16 protein-coding genes are annotated in these 18,585 nt (G+C 70.4%); 7 read left to right on the plus strand and 9 right to left on the minus strand.

From position 1 onward, the window contains the following. Positions 1-46 precede the first annotated feature (46 nt). Positions 47-1,687 (plus strand): RNA polymerase sigma factor, encoded by a 1,641-nt coding sequence (locus ACIBHY_RS43050; RefSeq protein ID WP_397241944.1) that lies wholly within the window; start codon positions 47-49, stop codon positions 1,685-1,687. 266 nt (positions 1,688-1,953) lie between these two features. Here ACIBHY_RS43050 and ACIBHY_RS43055 read toward each other — a convergent pair whose 3' ends face one another. Together ACIBHY_RS43055 and ACIBHY_RS43060 are read right to left on the minus strand one after the other, a co-directional pair. Further along, positions 1,954-2,106: a hypothetical protein gene (locus ACIBHY_RS43055; protein ID WP_397309740.1), complete on the minus strand. Its 153-nt coding sequence runs from the start codon at positions 2,104-2,106 to the stop codon at positions 1,954-1,956. A 140-nt stretch (positions 2,107-2,246) separates the two neighbouring features. Beyond that, positions 2,247-2,987 carry an ABC transporter permease gene (locus tag ACIBHY_RS43060; protein WP_397309741.1) on the minus strand — a complete coding sequence of 247 codons (741 nt, stop codon included), beginning with the start codon at positions 2,985-2,987 and terminating at the stop codon, positions 2,247-2,249. 157 nt (positions 2,988-3,144) lie between these two features. Between ACIBHY_RS43060 and ACIBHY_RS43065 the strand changes: the two genes are divergently transcribed. Together ACIBHY_RS43065 and ACIBHY_RS43070 are read left to right on the plus strand one after the other, a co-directional pair. Then, the gene (locus ACIBHY_RS43065; RefSeq protein ID WP_397309743.1) at positions 3,145-3,732 is read left to right on the plus strand and encodes a TetR/AcrR family transcriptional regulator; all 588 of its coding nucleotides are present in this window, start codon (positions 3,145-3,147) and stop codon (positions 3,730-3,732) included. 332 nt (positions 3,733-4,064) lie between these two features. Then, positions 4,065-5,285: an MFS transporter gene (locus ACIBHY_RS43070; protein ID WP_397309744.1), complete on the plus strand. Its 1,221-nt coding sequence runs from the start codon at positions 4,065-4,067 to the stop codon at positions 5,283-5,285. Positions 5,286-5,547: 262 nt separating this feature from the next. Here the strand turns inward: ACIBHY_RS43070 and ACIBHY_RS43075 are convergent, their stop codons facing one another. Continuing rightward, the gene (locus ACIBHY_RS43075) at positions 5,548-6,288 is read right to left on the minus strand and encodes a YaaA family protein (protein WP_397309745.1); all 741 of its coding nucleotides are present in this window, start codon (positions 6,286-6,288) and stop codon (positions 5,548-5,550) included. An 88-nt stretch (positions 6,289-6,376) separates the two neighbouring features. Here ACIBHY_RS43075 and ACIBHY_RS43080 point away from each other — a divergent pair, with 88 nt between their 5' ends. After that, positions 6,377-7,534 carry a hypothetical protein gene (locus ACIBHY_RS43080; RefSeq protein ID WP_397309746.1) on the plus strand — a complete coding sequence of 386 codons (1,158 nt, stop codon included), beginning with the start codon at positions 6,377-6,379 and terminating at the stop codon, positions 7,532-7,534. A gap of 489 nt (positions 7,535-8,023) precedes the next feature. Here the strand turns inward: ACIBHY_RS43080 and ACIBHY_RS43085 are convergent, their stop codons facing one another. Then, positions 8,024-8,593, minus strand: a complete 570-nt coding sequence (locus ACIBHY_RS43085) for a hypothetical protein (RefSeq protein WP_397241960.1) — start codon at positions 8,591-8,593, stop codon at positions 8,024-8,026. Next, on the minus strand, positions 8,590-9,216 hold the full coding sequence (locus ACIBHY_RS43090) for a hypothetical protein (protein WP_397309747.1): 627 nt from the start codon (positions 9,214-9,216) through the stop codon (positions 8,590-8,592). The genes ACIBHY_RS43085 and ACIBHY_RS43090 overlap by 4 nt, the downstream gene beginning before the upstream one ends. Positions 9,217-9,247: 31 nt before the next feature. Here ACIBHY_RS43090 and ACIBHY_RS43095 point away from each other — a divergent pair, with 31 nt between their 5' ends. Beyond that, complete coding sequence (locus ACIBHY_RS43095) at positions 9,248-10,003, plus strand: GNAT family N-acetyltransferase (RefSeq protein WP_397309748.1); 756 nt, start codon at positions 9,248-9,250, stop codon at positions 10,001-10,003. A gap of 86 nt (positions 10,004-10,089) precedes the next feature. On the opposite strand, the gene ACIBHY_RS43100 is transcribed toward ACIBHY_RS43095, so the two are convergent. After that, positions 10,090-10,320, minus strand: coding sequence for a hypothetical protein (locus ACIBHY_RS43100; protein ID WP_312896826.1), 231 nt, complete (start codon positions 10,318-10,320; stop codon positions 10,090-10,092). A gap of 246 nt (positions 10,321-10,566) precedes the next feature. Here ACIBHY_RS43100 and ACIBHY_RS43105 point away from each other — a divergent pair, with 246 nt between their 5' ends. After that, the gene (locus ACIBHY_RS43105; RefSeq protein WP_397309750.1) at positions 10,567-12,621 is read left to right on the plus strand and encodes a type IIA DNA topoisomerase subunit B; all 2,055 of its coding nucleotides are present in this window, start codon (positions 10,567-10,569) and stop codon (positions 12,619-12,621) included. A gap of 172 nt (positions 12,622-12,793) precedes the next feature. Here the strand turns inward: ACIBHY_RS43105 and ACIBHY_RS43110 are convergent, their stop codons facing one another. From ACIBHY_RS43110 to ACIBHY_RS43120, 3 genes are all read right to left on the minus strand, one after another. Continuing rightward, a complete protein-coding gene (locus ACIBHY_RS43110; RefSeq protein WP_397241968.1) occupies positions 12,794-13,753 on the minus strand; it encodes an N-acetylglucosamine kinase in 960 nt (319 codons plus the stop codon). Next, positions 13,750-15,009 (minus strand): 6-phospho-beta-glucosidase, encoded by a 1,260-nt coding sequence (locus tag ACIBHY_RS43115; protein ID WP_397309751.1) that lies wholly within the window; start codon positions 15,007-15,009, stop codon positions 13,750-13,752. The genes ACIBHY_RS43110 and ACIBHY_RS43115 overlap by 4 nt, the downstream gene beginning before the upstream one ends. 74 nt (positions 15,010-15,083) lie before the next feature. Continuing rightward, the gene (locus tag ACIBHY_RS43120) at positions 15,084-15,908 is read right to left on the minus strand and encodes a TauD/TfdA dioxygenase family protein (protein WP_397241972.1); all 825 of its coding nucleotides are present in this window, start codon (positions 15,906-15,908) and stop codon (positions 15,084-15,086) included. An 85-nt stretch (positions 15,909-15,993) separates the two neighbouring features. Here ACIBHY_RS43120 and ACIBHY_RS43125 point away from each other — a divergent pair, with 85 nt between their 5' ends. Next, the gene (locus tag ACIBHY_RS43125) at positions 15,994-18,504 is read left to right on the plus strand and encodes a DNA topoisomerase (ATP-hydrolyzing) subunit A (protein ID WP_397309753.1); all 2,511 of its coding nucleotides are present in this window, start codon (positions 15,994-15,996) and stop codon (positions 18,502-18,504) included. The last annotated feature ends 81 nt before the right edge of the window (positions 18,505-18,585 follow it).

An 18,585-nucleotide genomic window follows, 5' to 3' on the forward strand; every position in this document is an offset into this window, starting at 1 on the left:
GGGGATCTGGGTCCATTGTCGCCACGCGTTCGTTCGAGAGGTGTTCGTGTCGCCTGCAAGTTCGACTCGCTCGAAGCCACAAGAGCTGAACGAGCCCGTCATTCAGCGACTGCTCGAGCGTGGGCGCTCGCAGGGTTTCCTCGAGTCTGAGGATGTCCGCCAAGCCTTCGAGGAGGCGGACATCCCGATGTCGCACGCCGCCGCGTTCTTGCGGAACCTCAGTAAAGAGGGCGTGACCGTGGTGGTGACCGCCGCGGATTCGGCGGCACCGAAGAAGTCTCGTGGTCCAGCAAAGCGCCGCACCGCTGCCCCCGTCAAGACGAAGACCGCAGCGGCCGCCAAGGAGCAGCAGCCCGAGACCGTGACCGCGGTCGTGGGCGCGGCTGAAGCCGAGCCCGTCAAGAAGGCTGCTCCTGCCAAGAAGGCCGCCCCGGCGGCCAAGAAGGCCGCACCCGCCAAGAAGGCCGACAAGCCGGAGAACAACAACACCGGCCCGGCCGACGCCAAGCCCAAGGCCCAGGAAGGGTCCGACGACGAGGACATCGACCTTGAGGGCGATGTCGATCTCGAAGACCTCGAGGACATCGAGGTCGACGACGAGGAGATCGTCGCCGAGGCCGAGACCGAGGGCGAAGAGTCCGACGACGACGCCGAGGAAGAGCCCAAGGCCGAAGCCGCGGCCGCCGCCGCGGTGCCGGAGAAGAACGAGGAAGAAGTCCTCATCCTCTCCGACGACGACGATGACGCCCCGGTCGCTCAGGTGGCCGCCGCGGGAGCCACCGCCGACCCGGTCAAGGACTACCTCAAGCAGATCGGCAAGGTCCCCCTGCTCAACGCGGAGCAGGAGGTCGAGCTGGCCAAGCGCATCGAGGCCGGCCTGTTCGCCGAGGAGCAGCTCGGCGGCGAGGTCGACAACCTGCCCGTCGACGTGCGGGCGGAGCTGGAGTGGATCGCCGAGGACGGCCGCCGGGCCAAGAACCACCTCCTGGAGGCCAACCTCCGCCTGGTGGTCTCGCTGGCCAAGCGCTACACCGGCCGCGGCATGCTCTTCCTGGACCTGATCCAGGAGGGCAACCTGGGCCTGATCCGCGCCGTCGAGAAGTTCGACTACACCAAGGGCTACAAGTTCTCCACGTACGCCACGTGGTGGATCCGGCAGGCGATCACCCGCGCCATGGCCGACCAGGCGCGGACCATCCGCATCCCGGTCCACATGGTCGAAGTGATCAACAAGCTGGCCCGGGTCCAGCGGCAGATGCTGCAGGACCTCGGCCGCGAGCCGACGCCGGAAGAGCTCGCCCGTGAGCTGGACATGACGCCCGAGAAGGTCGTCGAAGTCCAGAAGTACGGCCGCGAGCCGATCTCCCTCCACACGCCGCTGGGAGAGGAGGGCGACAGCGAGTTCGGTGACCTCATCGAGGACTCCGAGGCCATCGTTCCGGCCGACGCCGTCAGCTTCACGCTGCTGCAGGAGCAGTTGCACTCCGTTCTCGACACCTTGTCGGAGCGAGAGGCGGGCGTCGTGTCGATGCGCTTCGGGCTGACCGACGGGCAGCCGAAGACGCTGGACGAGATCGGCAAGGTCTACGGCGTGACCCGGGAGCGGATCCGCCAGATCGAGTCGAAGACGATGTCCAAGCTGCGGCACCCGTCGCGGTCCCAGGTCCTGCGGGACTATCTGGACTAGTCAGCTGGTTTTCGCAGGCCCCGTACCCCTGATGGGGGTGCGGGGCCTGCGCGTTTACCAGGACACCGTTCTCCTTCCGCCCTGCACGTGGGGGCCGGCGGGTGGCGCGGGATCGCGAGCGCCTTGCGTCAAGGTGGCGGTGGCCCGTGCTGTGGTGCGCCCCTGTGCTTTCGGCGCCGCGTGGGGACGTGGGTCGATGGTGTTCGGCGCCGTTGTGCGGGCTCTGCGTGCGATTGGCGTTCCGTGGGCTGATGTGGGGGTTCAGGTCACTGGCGGCGCTCGGCTTCGCCTTGGGTGGAGGAGGTGGCTGCCGCCGCGTCGCCGTACCTGCCGGCCGTGTGGGCGTCGACGGGAGGGGCTGCCCATGAGGTCACGGTGATGACCGCGGTGGCCACGATGGTTCCCGTTAGACGTCGCACGGCGGGCCTCCTCAGCTGATCGGACATATGTGCATATTTATGCCCGAAAGCTGCCAAAGGTAGTCATTGTGTGGCGAGGTGTGGTTGTTGTTGGCGGTATTTTGCGAGGGCGCTGATGGTTACTCTCGGTGAGCCATGGATCAGGGCCAGGTGCCGCGGGCGGCCAGTTCGATGGTGGCTACGCAGGCGACGGCCTCGGCGGCGAGCAGGGCTATGAGAACCACCAGCTGGACCAGCCCGGCCGCCAGTGGGGTGGCGCCGCCCAGCAGCATGCCGACGAAGGCGCCCGGCAGGGTAACCAGGCCGACGGTGCGGGTTTGGTCCAGGGCCGGGACCAGGGACTGCGCGGCGGCGGGGCGGCAGATCTCCAGTCGGGCGCTTCTGGGGAGGAGACCGATGGACAGGGCGGCTTCGACCTCGCCGTGACGTTGGGCCAGTTCGTCCCGGGCTCGTTTTCCGGCCAAGGTGGTGGCGGTCATGCAGCCGCCCAGCAGGATTCCGGCGATCGGGATGACGACGAGACCGTCGGTGGAGATCACCTGGCAGGCCATCAGGAGAGCCAGGACCGGCACGGTGCCGGCGGCGATCGGGACGCCGGCCCACCACCAGCCGCCCTGGCCGCCGGTGATGCGGCGGCCGGCGGTGAAGGCGGCCACGCCGTACATGAGCAGGACGAACGCGGCTGTCGCGACCGGTAGTCGCAGCACCCAGGTGATCACGACCGAGACCGCGCCGAGCTGGACGGCGGCCCGCGCGCAGGCGGTCACCACGGCGGGACCGTGGCCCAGCCGCCCCAGCCAGGCGACCGTCGCGCCCACGGCGACCAGCAGGGCGAGCGCGACGGGCAGCAGCGGGGTGATGTTGATCAGTGAGGAGCCCATGGACGACCCTTATCAGGTACGGGCTTCCGTGGGCTCGCCGGATCGCGCTCTACTGTGCGGGTTCGCTGGTTTCAGGTCTTGTGGGCGGCGGTCGCGTCGGTCTGCGGCGCGGTACGCTGTGAACGGTACGGACTTTTGTTCACAGGAGGCGCTGCGCATGCCGCCGGCATTCAACCAGCGTGAGCGGGCACGGATCACCGAGCAGCTGCTGGAGGCGGCGACGCGGCTGTTCGCGGCCCAAGGGCTGCGCAAGACGTCCCTGCAGGAGCTCACCGAGCCCGCCGGAATCGCCAAGACGTCCCTGTACGCCTTCTTCGACTCCAAAGAGGACCTCTACCTGGAGGCCATGCTCCGGCAGGGCGAGCAGGTCAGGCGGCGGGTGATCGACGAAGGGCTGAACCGGGGCGAGGACACCCGGGACTCGCTGCGCCGGTTCCTGCGGGCCACCGTGGCGGAGCTGGAGGCGAACCCCCTGTATCGGCGGCTCCTCGCGCATCCCGAAGAGGTCGCGCTGCTGGCCACCAAGCTCACGCCCGAGCGGATGGCGCAGGTGGAGGGCGGGCCGCTGGCGGACCTGCTGGAGTTCGTGGAGGGGCGGCTGGCGGGGGATCCCCGGGTGGTGGTGGGGGTGCTGCGGGCCGTGCTGCTGGTGCCGTTGCATGCCGACGAGCTGGGGGCCGACCTGTATCCGGCGATCATGGACCGGCTGATCGACGCGGTGACGGACGGGCTGGTGGCCCGCTGACGGTCGCGGGGGCTCGTGACGGGTTCGGCGATCCAACGCTCGTGACGGGTTCGGCGATCACATGCTTGTGACGGGTTGGGCGATCACATGTTCGTGCCGGGTTCGGCGAGGGCTTGTGCGGGGCTATGGCTGTGGGGCTCCCGTGCCCGGCGGCCGTGAGGGCCGCCGGGTGGGACGGCGCACGGGGTCGTCCGGGGTTGGCGACTGCGGCTCTTGGCGGGATCTGGGGTTGGACGGTTCGTGCGGTGGGTTGTGGGGGTGGGGGTCGGGTAGGGTGGCGGGCTTCGTTCGGGTTGTGGAACGTCCCCTTCGGCCGTGGTTGAGGAAGTCTCGTGTCTCTGCGTGGGAACAAGCAGTTCCAGCTGCTCTGGATCGGCGGTGTGGTTTCGCAGCTGGGTACCGACATGACCAGGATCGCGATGCCCATGCTGGTGCTCGCGCTCACCGGTTCGCCGGGGCTGGCGGGGGTCGTGGCCGGGGCCAAGGCGGCGGCGATGCTCGTGGCGCAGATGCCGGCCGGGGTGTGGGTCGACCGGTGGGATCGGCGGCGGACGTTGCTCGGGGCGCAGGCGGTGCAGGTGCTGGCGGCGGCCGTACTGGCTGGGGTCATTCTTGTGGGGGAGGCGCACGTTTGGGTGCTGGTGGCGCTGGCCGTGGTCGATGGGGTTTGTGTGGCCTTTGTCGGGCCTGCTTGGGATACGGCGATTCGCGGGGTTGTCGCGCCTGAACAGCTTCGGAGCGCCTACGCGCAGGAGGAGTCGCGGCGGCACGCGGCGGCGCTGGCCGGGCCGCCGGTCGGTGGGTTTCTGTATGGGCTGGGGCAGGCTGTGCCCTTTGTGGTGGATTGCGTGAGTTATCTGCTGGCCTGGGTGGCGACGTTGCTCGCCAGGGTGCCGCGGCGGCCCCAGGGGAGTCCTGAGCCGGTCAGGAAGGGCATGCGCCGGGAGGCCGGGGAGGCCGTCGGGTGGTTGTGGCGGCGGCGGGGGCTGCGGGAGATCTTTCTCATCGCGATGATGCTCAACCTGCTCGGCGGCGCGTTCCTGATTCCGCTGGTGGTGCTGATCGGCGAGCGTGGGGGTGACGCGCTCAACACCGGGACCGTGTTCGCCGCCACGGGGATCGGCGGGCTGGCCGGTGCGCTGCTGTCGGGGTGGCTGGGGCGGCTGCTGGCGCCGGGGAAGCTGGCTGTCGTCTTCACGACGGTGTTCGGCGGGGCGATCGTGGCCATGGCACTGCCGTTCGGGCCGTGGTGGCCGATGGTGCCTCTGCTGCTGTTCTCGCTGACCACGCCGACGTTCAACGTCGTGCTCTCCGCCGTGGTCTCGCGGCTGGTGCCGGAGGACATGCTCGGGCGGGTGGGCGCGGCGCTCACCATGGTCAGCCGGGGGCTCAACCCGCTGGCGCCGGTGCTGGGCGGGTCGCTGGCCGCGGCGTTCGGCGGGGCGTGGGCGCTGGTCGGGATCGGCGGGATCATGCTGGTGGTGGCGGGGGTGGCCGCGGCCAGCAAGGACGTCAGAACGTTCTCCGACGAACCCAACCAAGTCCCCGCCTGAACCACCCGCTCCCGCGCCGCCTGCGGTGCCTGCGTCGCCTGAGTGCCCCACGTCGGCTGCGCCCGTGCGCCGTCTGCGCCCCCAGACGGCCTGTGCCTCAGACGGCCCGCGCCCCAGACGGGCTGCGCTCCCAGGCGGGCTGCGCCCCTGGGCCGCTTGTGTTGCCTCCGCGCCAGCCCGACTGCTCGTCTGCGCTGCTCCTGCCTGCCTGCCCGGCCGGTTGCGCGGCGTGTGCTTGCCTGTGCCGCGCTAGCGGTCTGGGCTAGGCGGTGGCCTCCACGTCGAGGTGCCAGGGGTGGGCCGGTTTGGGGTGAGGGCCCAGGGTGGTGGCGAAGCCGTGCGTGTCGAGGAGTTTGGCGAGGTCGGCGGGGGTCGTGGGGTCTTCGCCCGAGCGCACCAGAGCGCGGGCGATCGCGCCCCGGGTGGCCTTGGCCATGTGGCTGACGACCTTGCCGTCGCGGAAGACCCGCACCGCGACCGAGCGGTCGCCCGGCTTCCACGCCCCCGCGTACGTGCCGGAGCGCATGTCGACCACCAGACCGGGCAGCCCGTCGAGCTGCTTGGTGATCAAGGGGCGCCAGAAGGCGGCGAGCCCGCCCAGCACGGGCAGGGTCACACCCATGGACAGCCGGTACGGCGGGACCCGGTCGGTGATCCGCAGCACGCCCCACAGCCCGGAGAAGATGAGCAGCGACTCCTCGGCCCTGCGCAGGTCGGCGGGGGAGAGGGTGGCAAGGCCGAGGTTGTCGTACAGGACGCCGGTGTAGAGCTCGGCGGCCGGAAGCGCCGGTGCGCTCTCCAGCGCGAGGTTCTTCTCCAGTTCGGCCGCCAGACCGGGCGTGAGGCCGAGGACGTCGATGGCGTCGCGACGCTTGGACGCCCTGGCGAGGGCGGTTCGCACGCGTTTGCGGGCCTTGTCCAGCGCGGGGAAGGAGAGCTCGCCCAGCGGGGCGCCGGAGCCCTCCGGCGCCTTGCCTTCGGACGGCGGCAGCAGAATCAGCACGTCAGACAGCTTAGGGCCGGTAGCATCCACAGCGATGAAAGCGTCACTCTCCCCCGTTTGGCTGCCTTGGGATGCACTTGTCCTGGCAGTGCGGTCCTTCCTGCCCCTGGCCTTCTTCTACACGGTGGGCCGGGTGGTCCACGACCTGATCCTCGTCGGCGCCGTCTACGCCGGTGACGTCGAGGCCCCGCGCAAGTACCTGGGTTTCGCGGTCATGAGCCTGGCCGTGCTGGCCACCCTGGCCTCGTACGTGGCCATGCTTCAGGTGCTGCGCAGAAACGCGATCCTGGCCGGCGCCGCCGAAGGGCAGGGCGGGCGGCTGTCGACGTTGATCGCGCAGACCATGCTGCCGTTCCTGGCCTTCTACGGGGCCTGGGGGCTGTTCACCGACGACGTGCGGCAGTACAGCATCCTGTCCCAGGAGCTCTTCGGGGTGCAGGAGATCGAGAACCTCAGCTTCAACCCGCTGCTCACCACCTCGTTCATCGCCCTGGGCGCGTTCGCGGCCCGGGTCGCGGTCGGCAAGGCGTACGAGCGGTGGCCGAAGGGGCGACTCGGGCTGCTGTCGATCGCGCTGGAGTCCATGTGGATGTTCTTCGCGGTGATCAGCGTCGAGCACTGGATCGGCGAGCGGATCGAGTGGCTGACCTCCAGGTCCGCCTGGGTGGCCGCCGCCGACGTCATCGGCGGCGTGCTGGGGCCGGTGGGCGAGGCGGTCGCGGTGGTCGTGCCGAATCTCAAGGACGCGCTGGTCCTGCCGCTGGTCTGGGTGACGATCGCCGCCGTCGTCTACGGCCGCGAGATGGGCCAGGGCGAGGCCCTGATCCAGGGCACCCGCGTCGAGTCGGGCGCGGGACGGGTGAAGGAGGCGGCGCCGGAGCCGGTGCGGAAGGTGGCCGAGTTCGTCTCGCGCGACCTGCGTGACAAGTACACGCCCATGCTGAACGGCCTGCGCATGGTGCTGCGCGCCGGGCCGGTCTTCTTCCTGGTGTTCTGCCTGTGCTACACGCTGCTGGGCGTGGGCCACGACTGGGCGTTCATCGGCGTGGTCAACCTGATCGGGCCGCACGAGAGCAACTGGTGGACCGTGTGGCACGGGCCGATCAAGTTCGGGGTCACGGCGGTCTACGAGGTGCTGCGGATCGGCCTGCTGGCGGCGGCCCTGCAGATGGCGCTGCGGACGGCGTCAGCCGTACGAAATTCTCGTGGTGGTCGGGAAGACGCACCTCAACCCGCAGAGAGCTGACCGCGTCGGCCGGGACGGCGAAGCTCGCCTGGAACTTCGACTCCACCCCCGGCTTGGCCAGGATCGGCTTGTAGGTCTTCTCGTCGATCCGGGTGCACAGCGTGGAGACCTTGGGGACGCCCTTCACCCGCGTGGTCGGCGTCCAGGTGCGGGCGCGGGCGTCGCGGACGGCCGTTTCGCAGCCCTTGGACATGGCCTTGCTGGCCGCCGCGTCGCGCGGGGTGACGCCGATGACCGCGGTGACGGCCGTGGTGCCGGGCGGGAGGTCGTCGCCCGAGGTCTGGCCGATGCCGATCAGCCGCCACGTCGAGCCCTCGAACGCCGCGCCCGACCCGGCCGCGGCGTCGATCGGCTCGCCGCCCGAGCGCAGCCCGTAGTCCTCCAGCTTGGGCACGACCTGCACGGCCACCAGCGCCGCCACGGCGGCGGCCAGGCCCAGGCCGTACCAGAGGTGCTTCACGCCCTTGCCGCGCTTCGCGCGCCGCCCGCTCACGCGTCGTCCTCCTCGATCGTCACCGTCGGTACGGCGGCGCCGGACAACCCCAGCGGCACCTCGACCCCGGGGCCCAGCGCGGCGTTGAGCCGGTGGATGGTGGTGTACCTGGCCTTGGTGATCCGCAGGATGGCGCCCTTGACGGCGTCCGGCGGCAGTTCGAAGGCGATCGTGCCGCGCTGCGGGATGCCCGCCTCCAGGTCGGCCGAGCCGAGGGTGGAGAAGCGGTCGGTGACCGCGTAGCGGGTGCCGTTCAACGCCTGGAGCTCCACGGTGCCCAGCTGGACCCGCTCCTGGGTGGCGGTGGCGGTCAGGTGGACCACGACCCACACGCCCTTGGTGGTCTTTTTCTCCTTCTTGTCCAGGAAACCCGTCAGCACCAGCTCGCGGCCGGTCTCCGCGCGCTCCACGCGGACGGTGTACGGGGTGGTGCGGACGTCCTGGCCGATGGCGCCGGCCGAGGAGAGGGGCTGGTAGACGCGGTCGGCGTCGGGCCGCAGCCGCTGGGCGGCGCCGACGGCCACGAGCAGCAGCGCCGAGGCGACCAGTGCGATCAGCTTGTTCATGCCCGCTCCAGCGGGGTGTCCAGTATCCAGCGCGGATCGTCCTGCCTGTACCAGAGCGAGGTGCCCGAGTAGTAGCCCAGCAGCGACCAGCTCGGCTGGTAGTCCTCGTCGTGGACGGCGACGCTGAGCCGGCTGGGGTCCGGAGCCTCGGCGGCGACCTCCCACGACAGGCGGACGGTCTCGGCCATGCCGGGGTTGAGCAGGCTGCCCCGGTTGTCGCCCGGACGCATGATCAGCTGGTCCTTGATGGACATGATCTGGTCGAGCGGCCTGCCGTCGAGCTTGATGGCGAGGCGGGCGGCCATGTCGGACAGCGACGCGGGAAACCGGCTGACGTTGGTCACGTCGAGGTCGAGCACCACGTACCGGCCCTTGTCGGGCTCGCCGAAGGGCGACGGGTTGGGGTCGCTGGTGGTGTACGCGGCCTTCTTCGGCACGAGCTGGAAGCGGTTGCCGGTCAGCTTCTGCCCGAGCGCGGTCTTGGGCGGCTCGTTCTTTCCCGCGTCCGCCAGCCCGCCGAGCGGCCACGCGATGGCCAGCGGGAGGAGGATCACGGCGGCGAGGCCCGCGAACCACATCCAGGCCCGGCCGCGCGGCGTCGTTTCGTGGGATGGGGAGGACACCTGGGGAATCGTAATAGATATCGTGCCGTTCATGGCTTTTGTCATGGATTTTCGCAGGTTGGTGCACGAAGCGTGGCCGGCGTTCGAACAGCACGAGCGCGACGGCTGGGTCCTGCGATACGCCGGTGGCGTGACCGATCGGGCGAACTCGGTATATGCCCGGAATGTACCGGAGGACATGGACGCGGCACTGGAAGACGCGGAAAGGTTCTACGCCGAGCGGGGGCTGAAGCCCGTCTTCACGGTCGGCGATCCCGGCCTCGACCGGGTCCTGGAACGGCGCGGCTACCGGCGTACGCGGCCCGTCCTGGCCATGGTCGCCCGCCTGGGCTCTCTGCCCGAGGCGCCCGCGCACCCCGTCCGGATCGAGGACGAGCCCTGGGACGCCTGGATGGACGCCTGGTGGTCCGTGGACGGCCGCTACGCCGACCGGATCGGCGACGCGCGGCGCATCGTGACCGGAGTGCCCGCCTGGTACGCCGCGGTCGAGCGGGACGGCGTGCCCCTGGCCGTGGGCCGCGGCGTCCCGCAGGGGGACACGCTCGGGATCTACTGCATGGCGACCCTGCCGGCCGCCCGCCGCCGGGGGCTGGGCCGCAGCGTGATCAGGGCGCTGGTACGGCGCGCCGTGCCGGCCGGGATGTCGTCGGCCTACCTGGTGGTCACCGAGGCGAACGAGAACGCCAGAGGGCTCTACCGCGGCGAGGGCTTCGAGGTGGCCGGAGAGGGCTACCACTACCGGGTGGGCGAAGGTCTGGGGGCGGCGGGCCGTACACAGGGGTCCTGAAACAGCACGACGCGGCGCCCCTCGCCTGAAGGGGCGGCCGCGTCGTGCGTAGCGCTATATGTGGTTATCTCGGAGCGAGTGCTGAGTCAGCGCTCGCTGTCGGGGGCAATCGTAGGGGTTTCGCTGAGTCGGGCCGATTCGTCCAGGATATCGGCGCCCTTATCGCGCAGTGCCGCCACGTGCTGTCGCCCATGGTGGGCGCAGAACAGCAGCTCCCCACCTACCGGCAGGGTCGCACGAATGTAGGCCTGGGCGCCGCAACGGTCACAACGGTCGAGGGCCGTCAGCGGCTTAACGGGGGCGAGAGCTCCAGTCACGTATCGCCTTTCTGGTCACCCCCGCCGAAGCGAGGATCTGGCGCAGTCACTTGAGACAACATCTAACCGGACCTGGACGTTCCCAACCGGCGCGTCGCTACGCCGAGAGCGGAATGTGTCCGAAAGTAATGATGATCAGCCGGTTGGTAACGGCAAACGTGCCGGGATGGCAAGCTTGTACGCGCGTCAGCGGGAAGAACGGTAAGCTACGCACACGTGTTCGATGGCTAGACCAGAGGAGCGGGAGTGACGGTAGTGGAGGCGGGTTACACAGCTCGTCACCTGTCGGTGCTTGAGGGCCTCGAGGCCGTCCGCAAGCGCCCTGGCATGTACATCGGGTCCACCGACAGCCGCGGTCTCATGCACTGCCTCTGGGAGATCGTGGACAACGGCGTCGACGAGGCGCTGGGCGGTCACTGCACCCGTATCGAGGTCGAGCTGTTCGAGGACGGCTCCATCGAGGTGCGTGACGACGGCCGCGGCATCCCGGTGGACATCGAGCCCAAGAGCGGGCTTCCCGGCGTGGAGCTCGTCTACACCAAGCTCCACGCGGGCGGAAAGTTCGGCGGCGGCTCCTACGCGGCCTCCGGCGGACTGCACGGCGTGGGCGCCTCGGTGGTCAACGCGCTGTCGTCCCGCCTCGACATCGAGGTCGACCGCTACGGCAAGGTCCACCTGATGAGCTTCAGGCGCGGCGTGCCCGGCGTCTTCGACGGCGAGGGCCCCACGGCCAAGTTCAAGAAGAAGTCCGGCCTGCGCGACGGCGGCAAGCTGAGCAAGAAGGTCACCGGCACCCGGGTGCGCTTCTGGGCCGACACCCAGATCTTCCTGGCCGAGGCCGAGGTCTCCATCGACGAGATCCACGTACGGCTGCGCCAGACCGCCTTCCTCGTGCCGGGCCTGACGCTGGCCCTGATCCACGACGGCCAGACCGAGGAGTTCCGCTTCGACGGCGGCATCTCCGAGTTCACCGAGTTCCTGGCGCGCGACGAGGCCGTCTGCGAGGTGCAGCGGCTGCAGGGGCTCGGCCACTTCCACGAGACCGTGCCCGTCCTCGACGACCAGGGCCACATGACCCCCACCGAGGTCCAGCGCGAGCTGACCGTCGACGTGGCGGTGCGCTGGGGCAAGGGCTACGACTCGACCATCCGCTCGTTCGTCAACGTGATCGCCACCCCCAAGGGCGGCACCCACGTCACCGGCTTCGAGCGCGCGCTGGTCAAGACGCTCAACGAGCAGCTGCGCGAGACCCGGCTGCTCAAGAACGGCGACGACCCGGTCACCAAGGAGGACATCCTCGAAGGCCTGACCGCCGTCGTGACCGTCCGGGTGCCCGAGCCGCAGTTCGAGGGCCAGACCAAGGAGGTCCTCGGCACCTCGGCGGCCACCCGCATCGTCTCCCACGTGGTCTCGCGCGAGCTCAAGGCGGTCTTCACCAACCCGCCGCGCGGCATGAAGCAGCCGCTGCGCGCGATGCTGGAGAAGATCGTGGCCGCCGCGAAGGCCCGCATCGCCGCCCGCGAGCACCGCGACAACCAGCGCCGCAAGAGCGCCCTGGAAAACTCCGCGCTGCCCGCCAAGCTGGTCGACTGCCGCAGCGACGACGTCGACCGCAGCGAGCTGTTCATCGTCGAGGGTGACTCCGCCCTCGGCACCGCGAAGCTGGCCCGCGACTCGGAGTTCCAGGCGCTGCTGCCGATCCGCGGCAAGATCCTCAACGTGCAGAAGGCGTCGGTCGCCGACACGCTGAAGAACGCCGAGTGCGCCGCGATCATCCAGGTGGTGGGCGCCGGGTCCGGCCGCTCGTTCGACCTGGAGGCCGCACGCTACGGCCGTATCATCCTGATGGCCGACGCCGACGTCGACGGCGCCCACATCAGGACCCTCCTGCTGACCCTGTTCCACCGCTACATGTGGCCCATGGTCGAGGCCGGGCGCGTGTTCGCCGCCGTGCCGCCGCTGCACCGCATCGAGCTCACCAATCCGGGCCGGGGCCAGGACAAGTACATCTACTGCTACACCGACGCCGAGCTGCACAAGGTCCTGCGCGATCTCGAACGGCGCGGCAAGCGGTGGAAGGACCCGGTCCAGCGCTACAAGGGCCTGGGCGAGATGGACGCCGACCAGCTGGCCGAGACCACGATGGACCCGCGCCACCGGATCCTGCGCCGGGTGCGCATCGAGGACGCCGAGGCGGCCGAGGGCATCTTCAACCTGCTGATGGGCAGTGACGTGGCGCCCCGGCGCGAGTTCATCGTCAGCAGCGCGGCCGAGGTGGACCGCGACCACATCGACGCCTAGACACCACGGGCGAAGCCGCCGCACAGCACGTGCGGCGGCTTCGGCATGCGCCCGCCAGGGCGGCGGGGAGACGGGCGGCCACGGCTTGTTCCACCTGGCGGCCGTCAGGGGCCGACGGTGGTCTCCAGGAACGCGGCCGGGGGCTGCCGTCCGGACGGCAGCCCCCTCCTCGTCAGAACTGTGCGCGGAGCCGGGCTTCGGCCTCCTGCGTGGTGCCCAGGGCGTCCAGGCCGTTCAGAGCCGCGCCCACGATGGGCGGGGTGTCGGTCACGACGGGCTTGGCGGCCGGGGTGTGCTTGACGAAGCGGGCGTCCAGCAGGTCCATCAGCAGCGGGTGCCTGGCCCGCAGCACGCCGCCGCCCAGCACCACCTCGGTGGGCGTCTCCAGCAGGTCCAGGCGGGTCAGGCAGACCCTGGCCATGCCGACGATCTCGTCGGCCATGCGGGTGACCAGGCTGATCGCGATCTCGTCACCGGCGGCGGCCACTTCCAGCAGGCCGGCGGTCAGCTCCAGCAGGCGCAGCGGGTCGAGCCGGCCGAAGTACACGTCGAGCGCCACCTGCTCGACCGTGGGGGCGTCGAAGTGGGAGGTGACCAGGCCGGCCAGGGCCGTGGGGCCGCCGCGGCCGTCCTCGGCGCGGGCGGCGTGCCACATGACCTCGTTGGTGAGCCCGACGCCGCCGCCCCAGTCGCCCACGAGCGGCCCGATCGCGGGGAAGCGGGCCACCTGGCCGGTGGGGGAGACGCCGACGGCGTTGATGCCGGCGCCGCAGACCACGGCCACGCCGGACGGGCCTGAGGCCCCCGCCCGCAGCAGGGCGAAGGTGTCGTTGCCGACCACGATGTCGCGGGCGAAGCCCCTGGCGCCGAACTCGGCGGCCAGGGCTTCCTCTTCCGCGGGCAGGTCGGCGCCGGCCAGGTAGGCGGCCATCCGGTCGGCGTACGGCGGGGCCGCGCCGGGTCCGAGCGCCTGCCGTACCGCGTCTTCGAGGACGTCGGCGGCGGCGGGGACGCCGGCGCTCTGCGGGACGAACGGTCCGCCCCGCCCGCGCGCCAGCACGGTGCCGTCGGAAGAGAGCACGAGCACGTCGGTCTTGCTGTTGCCCCCGTCGACGGCGAGCAGCGTGCTCACGGCTTCACCCACGGCAGGTGCGCGGCGTTGGCCTCGAGCAGCAGGTCGGTGAGCTCGCCCGCGACGGCTTCCTGGCCGATCAGCGGGTGGGCCAGCAGCGCGTTGCGCACGCGGTCGGCGCCGCCGTGGATCGCGGCGTCGAGTGCCAGGCTCTCGTAGGCGGAGACGTTGGCGATCAGGCCGGCGTAGAGGGGGTCGAGCGGGTCGATGGGCAGCGGGACGGCGCCGGTCGCGGTGATCGTGGCGGGCACCTCGATGACCGCCTCGTCCGGCAGGAACGGCAGCGTGCCCGCGTTGCGCGTGTTGACCACCTGGACGTCGCCGCGGTCGCCGAGCAGGGAGGCGATGAGCGCGACGGCGGCCTCGGAGTAGAAGGCGCCGCCGCGCTTGCCCAGGAGTTCGGGCTTGGTGTCGACGGCCGGGTCGGCGTACATCTCCAGGAGTCGCGCCTCCATGGCGGCCACCTCGTCGGCGCGCGAGGGCTTGGTGCGCTGCTCGGCGACGACGATGTCGTGGGCGTAGAAGTAGCGCAGGTAGTAGGAGGGCACGACGCCGAGGCGGGCGAACAGCTCCGGCGGCAGCCCGATGTTGTCGGCGATCTCCTGGCCGTGCTCGGCCAGCAGCCGGGGCAGGACGTCCTCGCCGTCGAGGTAGACGGCGCGCTCCCAGGTGAGGTGGTTCAGGCCGACGTGGCCGAGGCTGACCCGGCCCGGCTCGACGCCGAGGTAGCGGGCGAAGGCGCGCTGGAAGCCGATGGCCACGTTGCACAGCCCGATCGCGCGGTGCCCGGCGTCGAGCAGGGCGCGGGTGACGATGCCGACCGGGTTGGTGAAGTCGACGATCCAGGCGTCCGGGGCGTGTTCGCGCACCCGTTCGGCCAGGTCGAGCACGATCGGGACGGTCCGCAGCGCCTTGGCGAGACCTCCGGCGCCGGTCGTCTCCTGGCCCACGCAGCCGCACCGCAGCGGCAGCGTCTCGTCCACGTTGCGGGCGGCCTGGCCGCCGACCCGCAGCTGGAAGAGGACGGCCTGCGCCCCGGCCACGCCCTCCTCGACCGAGGGCGTGGCGACGACCTTCGCCGGATGCCCCGCTCGCGCGAGCATGCGGCGGGAGACGCCCGCGACCAGTTCGAGGCGTTCGGCGTGCGGATCGATCAGCGCGATCTCGGTGATCGGCAGATCATCGCGCAGGCGGGCGAACCCGTCGATCAGTTCCGGCGTGTACGTCGAGCCGCCCCCGACAACGGCGAGTTTCACCCTGACTCCCAGCTTATTAGGAAAGTTTCCTAACTCATTCTAGGGTCAAAGGCGCTCTCGGGGGAAGGGGGCTCCTACGCGCCGTCCTGGTGTTCGGGGAAGGCGTTGACGGTGACCCGGTGCATCCGGCGGCGCTCGGTGTAGTCGGCCACCGCGTAGTGCTGGGTGGGCCGGTTGTCCCAGAACGCCATCGTGCCCGGCCGCCAGCGCAGGCGTACCTGGTACTCGGGCGAGCGGATGTGGTCGATGAGCAGCGGCAGCAGCGCCTCGTTCTCCCGGTCGGTCAGCCCGGCCAGGCGGGTGGTCGAGGCCCGGTTGACGAACAAGGCCTTGCGTCCCGTCTCGGCGTGGGTGCGGACGATCGGCCGCTCGATCGGCGGCCACTTGGCCTGGATCTCCTCAAGAACGAAGGGGTGTCCCTTGGAGATGGCCTTCTTCATCGACATCGTGATGTCGTGCACGGCCGTCAGCTCGTCGCACAGCCGCTGCAGGGACGGCGACAGCGTCTCGTAGGCCAGATAGGTGTTGGCCCAGCAGGTGTCGCCGCCGACGCTCGGGAGCTGGACGCAGCGCAGCAGCGAGCCCATGGGCGGCGTGGGCTCGAAGGTGTTGTCGCTGTGCCACTCGTCGCCGCCCTCGCCCTTGGGGTCGGTCTGGTCCAGCACGTGGATCGGGCTGCTGGAGTCCTTCTTGAACGCCGGATGGTTGAGCGTGCCGAAGTTCAGCGCGAACTGCAGGTGCTGGTCGTCGTCGATGTGCTGGTCGCGGAAGAACAGCACGAGGTGGCGCAGCCAGCCTTCGCGGAGTGTGGCCACCTCTTCCGGCGCCAGTGGCTTGCGCAGGTCGACCCCGGTCACCTCGGCGCCGATGTGCTTGGTCACAGGGTGAAACTCAATCATGGCCTGAACGTACGTCCCAAGCAATTGCTTGGTCAAGATACTCGTCTGGCCATTGAGTCGCGGACACCCCCGATCCTCCGTCAAAATGTTCGACATGGCCCGACGCACCACGACCCCGCCTCCGGAGGACTTCGAGGAGAGGATCGTCGATATCGACGTCTCCTCCGAGATGCGCACCAGCTTCCTCGAGTACGCCTACTCGGTCATCTACCAACGCGCGCTGCCAGACGCGCGCGACGGTCTGAAGCCGGTGCAGCGCCGCATCCTCTACTCCATGAGCGAGATGGGGCTGCGCCCCGACCGCGGGCACGTCAAGTCCTCGCGCGTCGTCGGCGACGTCATGGGCAAGCTCCACCCCCACGGCGACTCCGCGATCTACGACGCGCTCGTACGCCTGGCGCAGCCGTTCTCGATGCGACTGCCGCTCGTCGACGGCCACGGCAACTTCGGCTCGCCCGACGACATGCCGGCCGCCATGCGCTACACCGAGGCGAGGCTGGCTCCCGCCGCCATGCTCATGGTGGAGTCGCTCGACGAGGACACCGTCGACTTCAAGCCCAACTACGACGGCCAGGAGACCGAGCCCACGGTCATGCCGGCCGCCTTCCCCAACCTGCTCGTCAACGGCACCACCGGCATCGCCGTCGGCATGGCCACCAACATGGCCCCGCACAACCTCGGCGAGGTCGTCGCCGCCGCCCGCCACCTGATCAAGAAGCCGGACGCCTCGCTCGACGAGCTGATGCGGTACGTGCCCGGCCCCGACCTGCCCACCGGCGGCTCGATCATCGGCCTGCAGGGCATCCGTGACGCCTACGAGAGCGGCCGCGGCACCTTCCGCATGCGCGCCAAGTGCACGGTCGAGCAGATCACCCCGCGCCGCAAGGGCATCGTCGTCACCGAACTGCCCTACGCCGTCGGCCCCGAGCGCGTGGTCACCAAGATCAAGGACCTGGTAACCAGCAAGAAGCTCCAGGGCATCGCCGACCTGAAGGACCTCACCGACCGGCACAAGGGCCTGCGCCTGGTCATCGAGATCAAGAACGGCTTCGTCCCCGAGGCCGTGCTGGAGGAGCTCTACCGGCTGACGCCGATGGAGGAGACCTTCGGCATCAACAACGTGGCCCTCGTCGACGGCGAGCCCCGCACGCTCGGCCTGCGCGAGCTGCTCCAGGTCTACGTCGACCACCGCATCACCGTCGTGCGCCGCCGCTCGGAGTACCGCCGCCGCAAGCGGCAGGAGCGCCTGCACCTGGTCGACGGCCTCATCATCGCGCTGCTCAACATCGACGAGGTCATCCAGGTCATCCGTTCCTCCGACGACTCCGGCCAGGCCCGCCAGCGCCTCATGGACGTCTTCGAGCTGACCGAGATCCAGGCCGCCTACATCCTCGACACGCCGCTGCGCCGCCTGACCCGCTTCGACAAGCTGGAGCTCGACAGCGAGAAGGAGCGGCTGAGCACGGAGATCGCCGAGCTCAGCGAGATCCTCGGCTCCGAGGCGCGGCTGCGTCAGGTGGTCTCAGGCGAGCTGGCGGAGGTGGCCAAGAAGTACGGCACGCCGCGCCGCACCGTGCTGCTGGAGTCGGCCGGAGTGGCCCGCACGCCGGTGGCGTCGCTGATGATCGCCGACGATCCGTGCCTGGTGCTGCTGTCGTCCACCGGGCTGCTGGCCCGCACCCCCGACGCCACGGCGTTGCTCGGCGAAGGCGAGCGCACCGCCCACGACGTGCTGGTCTCGGCGGTGCGAAGTACGGCGCTCGGCAGCGTCGGCGTCGTCACCTCCGAGGGCCGCATGGTCCGCGTGGCGGTGGCCGACCTGCCCACGCTGCCGCCCTCGGCCAACCCGCCGTCGCTGTCCGGCGGGCATCCGGTGGCCGAGTTCATCACGCTCGACTCCGGTGAGATCGTCGTCGGCCTGGGCTCGCTCGACCCCGACAGCCCCGGCCTCGCGCTGGGCACCGCGCAGGGCGTGGTCAAGCGGGTCGTGCCCGAGTACCCGGGTAACCGCGACGACTTCGAGGTCATCACGCTGAAGGACGGCGACCGCGTGATCGGCGCCGTCGAACTCGACTCCGAGGACGCCGACCTGGTCTTCGTCACCTCCGACGCGCAGATGCTCCGCTTCTCCGCCTCCTCGGTACGCCCCCAGGGCCGGCCGGCGGGCGGCATGGCGGGCATCAGGCTCGACGGCGACGCCAGGGTCATCTTCTTCGGCGCGGTCGACCCGTCCCGCCCGGCCCAGGTGGTCACGGTCGCGGGATCGGCCACCGCCCTGCCCGGCACCCAGGTGGGTGGCGGCAAGGTCTCCGACTACGCCGAGTTCCCCGCCAAGGGCCGCGCCACCGGCGGCGTACGCGCCCAGCGCTTCCTGAAGGGCGAGGACGTCCTGCTGCTCGCCTGGGTCGGCCCCGCGCCGGCCAAGGCGGTCTCGGCGACGGGCAAGCCCATCCCGCTGCCCGAGGAGATCAGCCGCCGCGACGGCTCCGGCCTGCGCCTGACCCACACGATCGGCGCGGTGGGCGGCTCCCTGACCGCCGACACCCCGCCCGCCGCCCGGCCTTCGGCCCAGACGGGAGCGGAAGAGCTGTTCTGACCGGCCGGGCTTTGCCCTCACCCGAGGGCAAAGCCCGGCCAGAAATCGGAGAGAGCGCTCTCTAGCCGGGCTGGGCGATTC

The organism is Nonomuraea sp. NPDC050547 (genome assembly GCF_044457345.1).
Lineage (GTDB): Bacteria > Actinomycetota > Actinomycetes > Streptosporangiales > Streptosporangiaceae > Nonomuraea.

Bases quoted from the DNA above. Each gene is read 5' to 3' on its own strand.
- ACIBHY_RS43120 (WP_397241972.1), bottom strand. From the start codon at position 15,908: ATGATTGAGTTTCACCCTGTGACCAAGCACATCGGCGCCGAGGTGACC.
- ACIBHY_RS43085 (WP_397241960.1), bottom strand. From the start codon at position 8,593: ATGAACAAGCTGATCGCACTGGTCGCCTCGGCGCTGCTGCTCGTGGCC.
- ACIBHY_RS43060 (WP_397309741.1), bottom strand. From the start codon at position 2,987: ATGGGCTCCTCACTGATCAACATCACCCCGCTGCTGCCCGTCGCGCTC.
- ACIBHY_RS43125 (WP_397309753.1), top strand. From the start codon at position 15,994: ATGTTCGACATGGCCCGACGCACCACGACCCCGCCTCCGGAGGACTTC.
- ACIBHY_RS43065 (WP_397309743.1), top strand. From the start codon at position 3,145: ATGCCGCCGGCATTCAACCAGCGTGAGCGGGCACGGATCACCGAGCAG.
- ACIBHY_RS43095 (WP_397309748.1), top strand. From the start codon at position 9,248: ATGGCTTTTGTCATGGATTTTCGCAGGTTGGTGCACGAAGCGTGGCCG.